Raw genomic sequence first — 8,742 nt, forward strand, 5'->3', positions numbered from 1 at the left:
GCTCGTCGCCGGGCGCAAGGCCGGACGGGAGCGCCTGCTCACCCTGTCACCGCTTCCGATCAAGCGCATCCACGACCGCTGGATCGGCGAGTACGCGCGCGCGGCCGTCGACCTGCTGGCCCGCCTGGACGATGCCGCGAAGGATGCCGCCCGGGATCAGAAGGGTGCGGGCTCGTCGACCGTGAAGACGGGAAGCGATCGCTCGGGTTCCACGAGATAGACGCGGCCCAAGGGACTGGTCCACCGCATCGCACCTCCGTCGCACTGGACGACGCACCACTCGGTGCCGTGCTTGACAGTGTGATGGCCGGTGCAGAACGGGTTCAGGTTCGTGAGGCGCGTCTCGCCACCCAGTGCCCAGTCGATGGAATGGTCGATCTCGCATCTGTCGGCAGGCATCCCACAGCCGGGCGCCAGACATCGCCCCGCCCGCCACTTCACCAATTGCCGGAGCGCCTTGGGCGGTCGGTACTTCCTGCGGCCGACGGAGAGGATCATGCCCGTCTCGGGATGGGTCAGCACCCGCATCCAGTCCTTCGACCCGCCGCACAGCCTGCGCGCGGTGGCGATGGGGATCGGCCCGAGCCCCTCGACGCGCGCAGGCTCGGCCGCGGCGGCGTGCTCGTCGTCGAGGAGCGAGAGGGCGGGCACGGTGACGACGACCTCTGCGCGGATTCCGCGCGCCGCCTTCGGATGCCCCGGCACGATCCCGTCGATGAGGAGGTCGCCATAGACATCGGCCCGGATCTGGTCCAGGGTGCGGCCGTCCGGCCCGGCCGCAGGTTCGCCGACGTGCGCCGCGCCCGCTGAACCGTCCGCCGCGTCCGCGCCGCCCCGCAGGACGGATGTGGCGATGCGCGTGACCCTATCGTGCGCTGCCTTGAGCTCCACGGCCGGCCCGAAGATGTGCAGCCACGCCATGCCGTCGAGGTCCGGCTCGAACACCGCCCGACGCCGCGTCAGCGCGGCCTCCTGCCGCTCGGCGAGAGTCGGCGCCTGAGCGGCCTCGATCAGGCGCCGCAGCTTGCGACGGAACACCCCGCACGGCTCCGTCTCCGCCAACTGCACCGCAGGAGCCACCAGGTCCTTCCGGATCTCCGGCGGCACCGCATCGAGGAGCGACACCAGCACCTCGGAATGCTCGGTGGTCATCCTTCCCGAACCCAGAGAGTCGAGAGCGGACGGGTATCGATGCACCAGTGCCTGCCCACGCATCATGAGCATCCCCGCCCCGTATTCGGTGATCCGCATCGCGGCGGCCAGCTCCAGCCGCAGTGACCTCTCGACGAGTTCGACGTTCGTCAGGCCGGACCGTGCAGCACGGGCGAGCTCATCCAACCTGAGGCAGTCGATCCGCTGGACTCGCTGGGCGTCCATCACCGACAGCATGGCATCCACATCGAGGATCGGATCGAGCGGGTCGGGCACCCGGAACCCGTCCTCCTCCGGGAAGTGGTCCCAATCGTCCACGTCTTCCTCGTCCATGAACCTATATTAGTACTACTATTCGACAAATACAAGAGATAGGGCGCGATTTCGAGACGCCGTCCGTTGCGTCATGCACCGATTGCCACAACCATCATGCAACTTCTGTTCCCAGTCGCCCACCACACGCCATCGACCCTGCCGATGTCGGGAAACGTGGCGCACCCCTCGACCCGTGCGGCATCCCCGGTCGGCACGCTCGGGCCGACATGATGGGGTCATGGCATCCTCACAGACATCCGGCGCGCCCGCTCCGCGGCCGGGCGTCGTGCTCGCCGCTCGCGTGGTCTACGGCGCCGTCGCCCTCGCGGTCGCCGTGGGTCTGGTGGTGCAGATCACGCTCATCTTCAGCGGCGGCACCGACGCCAACTCCGGCGCGAGCGGAACGGCCGTGCCCCTCGCGACGAGGCTCGTGCGCCTGTTCAGCTTCTTCACGATCCAGAGCAACCTCGTGGTCTGCGTCGTCGCGGCGCTCATGGCGATGGACCCGCGGCGCGACGGCCGCGGCTGGCGGGTCGCCCAGCTGGACGCGCTGCTCGGGATCATCATCACGGGCGTCGTCTACGACATCATGCTCGCCCCGCTGCTGCACCTCACCGGCTGGGCCGAGGTCGCCACGATCCTGCTCCACTACGTCTCACCGTGGCTCGCCGTCATCGCCTGGGTGCTGTTCGGGCCGCGCCGGCGGCTCGGCATCCGCACTGCGGCCGCCGCGTTCATCTGGCCGGTCGTCTGGCTGGTCTACACCTTCGCGCACGGCGCGGTCACGAACTGGTACCCGTATCCCTTCCTGGATGCCGGACACCTCGGACTCGCGCAGGCGCTCGTGAACGCGGTGATGGTGCTGGTCGCGGCGGTCGTGCTCGCAGTTGTGGTGATGATCGCCGACCGATTCGTCCCGGCACTGCTGAGTCCGCGCGTCGGCTCGACACCGCAACCGGCGAGCGCCGATCCCACTGGTCCCGTCGCGGCCCCGTGAGCCGCCCGCGGCCACAGCGACGGGACCGGCCGACCGACCCGCCCGCGAGCACGCTCAGCACGCTCACGTGTGACGAATGCCGGGTTCAGGCTGAGACGATGAGACCGTGACCAACACGCCCGGCGGCTCGCTCGCACGCCGTCTGCGGCTCGGTGACGCGGTCGTCATCGGGCTCGGCTCGATGATCGGCGCGGGCATCTTCGCATCGTTCGCCCCCGCGGCCGCGGCCGCCGGGGCGGGACTGCTGGTCGGCCTCGTCGTCGCCGGATTCATCGCGTTCTGCAACGCGACCTCGTCGGCGCAGCTCGCCGCGCAGTATCCGACTTCCGGGGGCACCTACGTCTACGGACGGGAGCAGCTGGGCCCGTGGCCGGGGTTCTTCGCCGGCTGGTCATTCGTCGTGGGCAAGACCGCCAGCTCCGCGGCGATGGCGATCACCTTCGCGACGTACGCCGTGCCGACCGCGTGGGTGAAGCCGGTCGCGATCGGCGCGGTCGTCGTGCTGACGGTCGTGAACAGCCTCGGCGTCACGCGCACCGCACTGCTCACCCGCATCCTCGTCGCGGTCTCACTCGTCGCCCTGACCGTGGCGGTGGTGCTCGGCTTCACGCACACGTCGGCGAGCGCCGCGCCGCCGGGCACACCCGTGACCGCCTACGGCGTGCTGCAGTCGGCGGGCTTCCTGTTCTTCGCGTTCGCCGGCTACGCACGGATCGCGACGATGGGCGAAGAGGTCGTGGACCCGGCACGCACGATTCCCCGCGCCATCACGACCGCGCTCACGATCACCCTGATCGTGTACGCGCTCGTCGCCGTCTCGGCGCTGCACGCACTGGGGCCGGCCGGCCTCGCATCGGCATCCGCACCGCTCGGCGCGGTCGCCGGTGCGTCCGGCCTCGTCTGGCCGCAGCTCGTCATCCGGATCGGCGCCGCAGCCGCCGCCCTCGGCGCCCTCCTCGCGATGATCGCCGGCATCGGCCGCACCAGCCTCGCGATGGCACGCAACCACGACATCCCGGGCTGGTTCGCGGCGGTGCATCCTCGGTTCCGCGTGCCGCATCGCGCGGAGCTCGCGGTCGGGCTCGTGGTGTGCGTGCTCGTCGCGGTCACCGACCTGCGCGGTGCGATCGGGTTCTCGTCGTTCGGCGTGCTGCTGTACTACTTCGTGGCGAACACGTCGGCGTGGACGCAGCAGCGGGAGCACCGACGGTATCCGCGGGCGCTCGCGATCGCCGGCGCAGTCGGATGCCTCGTGCTGGTCGCCACGCTGCCGCCGAGCTCGATCCTCGCGGGGGTCGTGGTACTGCTCGTCGGGCTCGGCTATCGACTCATCCGCCTGCGGGTCGCGCGCGGCGGCGGATGACCCGGACTCTCCGTCGCTCAAGGGTCACGAATGCATGGTTCAGGGGGCAGATCGTGACCCTTGAACGGGATGGGTTGTGCCCGGGGTGCGAGGATGCCGCGCGGGCCGAAGCGCGAAGCAGCCCACGCGGGCCGAGGACTACAGCGCGAGGACTACAGGGCGAAGCGGTGCTGCAGATCGGCGTAGCCGAGGGCTCCGTCGAGGAACCCGAGGGTGCCCGTCTCGAGCAGCTCGCGGCCGGCGTTCTCGATCGCGCTCATGGCGGCCCTGGCGAGGCTGCCGCCGACGCTCACCCGCTTGACGCCGAGTTCGAACAGGGTGGGCGCGTCGATGCGGTTCGCGCTGAGACCGGCGACCACGTTCAGGGGCGCCGGGATCTCGGCGGCGAGACGGCGGATCGTGTCGGCGTCGTTCACGCCCGGCACGAAGATGCAGTCCGCCCCTGCGTCGACGTACCGCTGGGCGCGCGCGACGGTCTCGGCGAACGGGTCTCCGTCGAACTTCGAGAAGTACGCGTCGGTGCGGGCATTGAGCACGAACGTGCCCTTCGCGGCGGCATTGCGAGCCGCAGCGATGTTGTCGGTCGCGAGGCCGATGTCGAACAGGTATCCGTCCGCGGCGTCCTCGAGGTTCCCCCCGACGGCGCCCGCGCTGACGGCCTGCGAGACCGCCCGCCCGGGGTCGGCGTATCCGGATTCGAGGTCGGCGCTCACCGGCACCCGGGCAACGCGCGTGATCTCGCGCACCCGCTCGAGCATGGTGTCGAATCCGATGACGCCGCCGTCCTGCACGCCGTACGACCAGGCGATGCCTGCGCTGGTGGTGGCGATGGCGGGGAACCCGATCTGGGCGAGCAGGCGGGCCGATCCGGCATCCCACGCATTCGGCAGCACGAAGCCGGTGCCGGCATGCAGGGCCAGGAATTCGGCGGCACGGTCTGCGCGCATGGCGACCTCCCGATCAGAACACTGTCCCTCGTGGTCTATCGGATCACCCTTCGCGCGTCAACGGCCCTCGTGCGAGCCGCGTCCGTCACTTCTTGTGCTTGACCTGCTTGCCACCGCCGGACGACCCGGCATCGGACCCGGCCTCCTCGGGGCTTGCGTCCGCACCGTCCGCGTCGCCCAGGTCGACGGCGTCGACGATCTCGGCGGCATCCTCGATGACCGCCGCGGCATCCTGATCCGCCTCGCGGTTCGCGGCATCGGCCTCGGCCAGCTCGAGCGGCATCTCGGGCCGGATGAGCTCCTTGACCTCGGCCATGAAGCTCGTGAGCTGATGCTGCTGCCAGCGCAGCTGGCGGGTGCGGTCCTCGGCGTCGCGCAGCACCGACTGGGAGTGCGCGGTGACCGTGTCGATGATGTGCTGGGCCTTGTCGCGGGCGCGGTCGAGATGCTCGCGGGCGCGCACGCGAGCATCCGCCTCGATCTGCTGCGCCTGGGCGCGCATCAGCTTCTCGAAGTCGTCGGCCTTGCTCGAGACGCGCTGGGCGTGCTCCAGGGATGCCGTGACCTGCTCGTTCGCGTCCTGCGTGATGCGCTCGGCGTGGGCGACGGCCTGGTTGTGCAGCACGAGGAACTCCTGCTGGGCGTCGTCCTGGCGGCGGGTCAGCGACTCCTCGAACTCGAGGGCGCGCTGGCGCAGCTCGCGCACGGTCTGCTCCGCGTCGGCGCGGTCGCGGGAGGTTTCGCGCGACACCATCGAACGCAGCGCCGCCGCACCCTTCTCGGCTTCGGAGCGGATGGCCGCGGCCTCCTGCTCTGCGTGCGAGACCTTCTCGGCCGCGTGCGCGGACTCGCGCTCCAGCTGCGCCTGGTGGGCGGTCAGCTCGGTGTCGATCCGCAGCCGCACCTGCTCAGCCTCGTGCTGCGCCTCCGCGATGATCGCCTCGGCCTCGGTCTGCGCCTCGCGGCGGCGGTTCAGGATCTCCTCGCGCGCGGCCTCCAGCAGCCGGTCGCCCTGCACGGTGGCGTTGCGGATGAGCACGCCCGCCTGCTCCTCGGCGACGCGCAGCACCTCTTCGAAGTGGTGGCGGTTCGCCGACTCGGCTCCGGCGCCCACCAGCTCGTCGGACAGGGTCTGCACCTTCTGCTCGGCCTTCGTCGCCCGCGCGGTCGCCGTCGTCAGCTCGGCGGTGAGCCGCTCGATCTCGTCGCGGTCGCCGGCGGTGGCGGCATCCAGCGCCGTCTGCAGCTTCGCGGTCTCGTCGCGTGCTCCGGCGCCGGCCTGCTGCTCGTCTTCGAGCTGCTTGGCGATGTCGCGGTTCTGCGCGTTCGCGGCGGCGAGGTCGGCTTCGAGCCGCTCCACGGTCTTGCGGTTCTGTGCGATCGCGGTGCGCGCGGCCCGGCGGTAGCGCTCCTCGAGCTGCGCGGCCTCGTCGCTCTTGGCCTTCAGCCGCGTGCTGAGGTCGGCGATGGTGGTGTCGACCTCGTCGCGGTCGTAGCCGCGGAACACCGTGGCGAACGTCGGGACGGCGGGCTCGGATGCCGCGGAGACCAGTGCGTCGAAAGGCGACGTGTCCGCGGTGACGTGACGGTCGGACGGGTCGAACGGGTCGGAGGATTCGGGCATGGTTCGCTCTCGCGTCGAGGGTGATCCGGGGTGCGCTGCGTGGGCGTGCCCGGCGGGGTCGCACGCGATGATCCCGGTCGGATCGGAGGTCCGTCGAAAGGGGTGTGCCGCAGCGTGCAGAGCGGTGGTCCGATGGCAGGATACCCCGCCGCAGACCCGCAGAAGAACAGGGAATAGTCGGCCCGTTGCCGATTCATCGGAACCCGAAAGCCGGGCCGATGTCCGGCCCGGCCGCTGAGCCCGGGCCGAGCCTCAGTCGGCGAACCGGCGACCCTCGGCCACGACGAGGATGCTGAGGGTCGGATCCGCACCGACACTGCGGAACAGCGTCGGTGCGGCGGGGGGCTCCGGACTCGCGCGCATGGCCTCGAGCGCGTCTCGATCGCGCCACAGGCTCTGGATCCGCCAGGCGCCGTCAGCGCCCCGGAGCAGCTCCGTGCGCAGCAGGCCGTCCGGCAGTTCCTGACTCAGCAGCGCCGAGAAGCCGGCGACGAGATCGGCCTCACGATCCTCGGTGACGACGGCGCTGACCTCGGTCAGGATCTGCGCGGACATGGGGCCTCCTCATGGCGTTCCGGATGCCGCTCCTCGGTGTGTCCTCAGTGTGCACCCGCGGAGCCGCCGGCTCCAGAGCGGGCGAGGTCGAGACCGCCCACCAGCAGGTCGACCCCGAACGCGAATTCGGCCGCCGGATCGTCGCTGTCCGGTGCGGCGGCGGCCTCGGGGGCGACGACGCCGATGCTGTCGTACTGCAGGCGCTGCTGCTCGTGCGAGACGTGTCCCATGACGAAGTGCAGCAGCGCCGTGGCCGCGCGCGCGGCGAGCCGCTCGTCGAATCCGTCTGCCGCGATGGCGGCGGCGAGGCGATCCCGCGCCGTCGTGGCGCCGAGGCCGAGCGCGAGCGTGCTCGAGACCACTTCGGCCCCGTCTCGGTAGGCGAGCAGCGCATCGCGCAGGGCGGATGCCGCGGCCCGCGTCTGGGTGGTGGCATCCGTCACCGGGCGTGAGGCCGCCGTCGCGACGATGCGGTCCGCGAGCTCGGCGAGCAGGGTCTGCTTGTTCGGGAAGTGCCAGTACAGCGCGCTCGGCTGCACCTCGAGCGCCGCGGCGAGGCGGCGCATGGTGAGGTCGGGCAGTCCGTCGTCGTCGAGGATCCGCAGTGCCGCCTGGGCGACGTCTTCCCGTGTGTGACGTCGTCCGCTTTCAGTGCCCGCCATGCCCCCACTATAGTGAACACCGTTCAGGTGAACGGTGTTCAGGTGACACCGTGAAGGAGACCCCGATGACGAACCCGTCCCCCCGCGCCCGCCGGCTCGATGCCACCGACCTCGCCCGTGTCGCCGTGTTCGCCGCGATCGTGGCCGTGCTCGGTCTGCCCGGCAGCTTCACGGTGCTCGGCGCCGTGCCGATCACCGCGCAGACGCTCGGCGTGATGCTGGCCGGCGCCATCCTCGGCCCGTGGCTGGGCGCGCTGTCGATGACCGTGTTCCTCGCGCTCGTGGCGGTGGGGCTCCCCCTGCTCGCCGGCGGCCGCGGCGGGATCGGCGTGTTCGTCGGACCGTCGGCCGGCTATGCGCTCGGCTGGATCGCCGGCGCCCTCGTGATCGGCCTGATCGTGCACGCGGGCGGGCGCAAGCCGGTGCTGTGGCGCACCTTCGCCGGCGTCGTGGCCGGCGGCATCCTCATCGTCTACGCTCTGGGCATCCCGGTGCAGAGCCTCGTCACCCGCCTGCCGCTCGGCGAGACCGCGCTCACCAGCCTGATCTTCATCCCCGGCGACCTCACGAAGGCCGTCATCGCGACGGCGATCGTGGCGACGCTGGTGCGCGCCTACCCGCGCGCGTTCCGCCGCACGTGGCCCGCGAAGGACGCCGCGCCCGCTCCCGTCGAACCGGCCCGCGTGCCGTGATCGTCCCGGTCAGCGGCGACGCCACGGGACTGCTCGAGCGCCTGCGCACCCTGCGCGACGCCGGGCACGTCCCGCTGGTCGGCGACGACCGCTGGCCGCAGGCGCAGTGGGATGCCGTGACCGCGGTCACCGCCGCGATGGCGCCTCCCGCGGATGCCGCCTGGGCGACGCTGACGTCAGGCAGCAGCGGCGCGCCGCGGATCGTGCTGCGCACCGCGCAGTCGTGGGCGGCGTCGTTCGACGCGGTCGCGCGCCTGCTGGATGCCGACCCGGATGCTGCCGTGCTGCTGCCCGCTCCCCCGGCATCCTCGCTGACCCTCTTCTCCCTCGCGCACGCGCTGGCGGGAGGGCCGCGGCCGATCCTCGACGGAGCGGAGCGGGATGCCGCCACGTGCCTGCACGGCACCCCGCAGGCGCTGCGCGCGGTGCTCGAGG

General features: G+C 71.5%; 8 protein-coding genes and 2 pseudogenes. 5 read left to right on the forward strand and 5 right to left on the reverse strand.

Annotation, left to right across the window (positions count from 1 at the left end; translation table 11 throughout):
* A pseudogene (locus tag VJR25_RS01795) lies at positions 1-220 on the forward strand (hypothetical protein); the annotation flags it as partial.
* Here the strand turns inward: VJR25_RS01795 and VJR25_RS01800 are convergent.
* A complete protein-coding gene (locus VJR25_RS01800; RefSeq protein WP_324111911.1) occupies positions 157-1,485 on the reverse strand; it encodes an HNH endonuclease signature motif containing protein in 1,329 nt (442 codons plus the stop codon). The pseudogene VJR25_RS01795 and the gene VJR25_RS01800 overlap by 64 nt on opposite strands.
* 220 nt (positions 1,486-1,705) lie before the next feature.
* Here VJR25_RS01800 and VJR25_RS01805 point away from each other — a divergent pair, with 220 nt between their 5' ends.
* A complete protein-coding gene (locus VJR25_RS01805) occupies positions 1,706-2,464 on the forward strand; it encodes a Pr6Pr family membrane protein (RefSeq protein ID WP_324111913.1) in 759 nt (252 codons plus the stop codon).
* Positions 2,465-2,570: 106 nt separating this feature from the next.
* Positions 2,571-3,827, forward strand: a complete 1,257-nt coding sequence (locus VJR25_RS01810) for an APC family permease (protein ID WP_324111915.1) — start codon at positions 2,571-2,573, stop codon at positions 3,825-3,827.
* A 152-nt stretch (positions 3,828-3,979) separates the two neighbouring features.
* On the opposite strand, the gene VJR25_RS01815 is transcribed toward VJR25_RS01810, so the two are convergent.
* The 4 genes from VJR25_RS01815 to VJR25_RS01830 all read right to left on the reverse strand — a co-directional run bounded on the left by VJR25_RS01815 (position 3,980) and on the right by VJR25_RS01830 (position 7,615).
* On the reverse strand, positions 3,980-4,774 hold the full coding sequence (locus VJR25_RS01815) for an isocitrate lyase/phosphoenolpyruvate mutase family protein (RefSeq protein ID WP_324111917.1): 795 nt from the start codon (positions 4,772-4,774) through the stop codon (positions 3,980-3,982).
* An 85-nt stretch (positions 4,775-4,859) separates the two neighbouring features.
* Complete coding sequence (locus tag VJR25_RS01820; RefSeq protein ID WP_324111919.1) at positions 4,860-6,398, reverse strand: hypothetical protein; 1,539 nt, start codon at positions 6,396-6,398, stop codon at positions 4,860-4,862.
* Between the two features lie 252 nt (positions 6,399-6,650).
* Complete coding sequence (locus VJR25_RS01825; protein ID WP_324111921.1) at positions 6,651-6,953, reverse strand: antibiotic biosynthesis monooxygenase family protein; 303 nt, start codon at positions 6,951-6,953, stop codon at positions 6,651-6,653.
* A gap of 44 nt (positions 6,954-6,997) precedes the next feature.
* Complete coding sequence (locus tag VJR25_RS01830) at positions 6,998-7,615, reverse strand: TetR family transcriptional regulator (RefSeq protein WP_324111922.1); 618 nt, start codon at positions 7,613-7,615, stop codon at positions 6,998-7,000.
* 65 nt (positions 7,616-7,680) lie between these two features.
* Here VJR25_RS01830 and VJR25_RS01835 point away from each other — a divergent pair, with 65 nt between their 5' ends.
* Both VJR25_RS01835 and VJR25_RS01840 read left to right on the forward strand, forming a co-directional pair.
* Positions 7,681-8,307, forward strand: coding sequence for a biotin transporter BioY (locus VJR25_RS01835; RefSeq protein WP_324111924.1), 627 nt, complete (start codon positions 7,681-7,683; stop codon positions 8,305-8,307).
* Positions 8,304-8,742 (forward strand): annotated as a pseudogene (locus VJR25_RS01840) (long-chain fatty acid--CoA ligase); the annotation flags it as partial. The gene VJR25_RS01835 and the pseudogene VJR25_RS01840, both read left to right, overlap by 4 nt.

The sequence above is a fragment of the Microbacterium sp. genome (assembly GCF_035277845.1).
In the GTDB taxonomy this organism is placed as follows: Bacteria; Actinomycetota; Actinomycetes; order Actinomycetales; family Microbacteriaceae; genus Microbacterium.

Bases quoted from the DNA above. Each gene is read 5' to 3' on its own strand.
- VJR25_RS01815 (WP_324111917.1), bottom strand. From the start codon at position 4,774: ATGCGCGCAGACCGTGCCGCCGAATTCCTGGCCCTGCATGCCGGCACC.
- VJR25_RS01800 (WP_324111911.1), bottom strand. From the start codon at position 1,485: ATGGACGAGGAAGACGTGGACGATTGGGACCACTTCCCGGAGGAGGAC.
- VJR25_RS01825 (WP_324111921.1), bottom strand. From the start codon at position 6,953: ATGTCCGCGCAGATCCTGACCGAGGTCAGCGCCGTCGTCACCGAGGAT.
- VJR25_RS01820 (WP_324111919.1), bottom strand. From the start codon at position 6,398: ATGCCCGAATCCTCCGACCCGTTCGACCCGTCCGACCGTCACGTCACC.
- VJR25_RS01805 (WP_324111913.1), top strand. From the start codon at position 1,706: ATGGCATCCTCACAGACATCCGGCGCGCCCGCTCCGCGGCCGGGCGTC.
- VJR25_RS01830 (WP_324111922.1), bottom strand. From the start codon at position 7,615: ATGGCGGGCACTGAAAGCGGACGACGTCACACACGGGAAGACGTCGCC.
- VJR25_RS01835 (WP_324111924.1), top strand. From the start codon at position 7,681: ATGACGAACCCGTCCCCCCGCGCCCGCCGGCTCGATGCCACCGACCTC.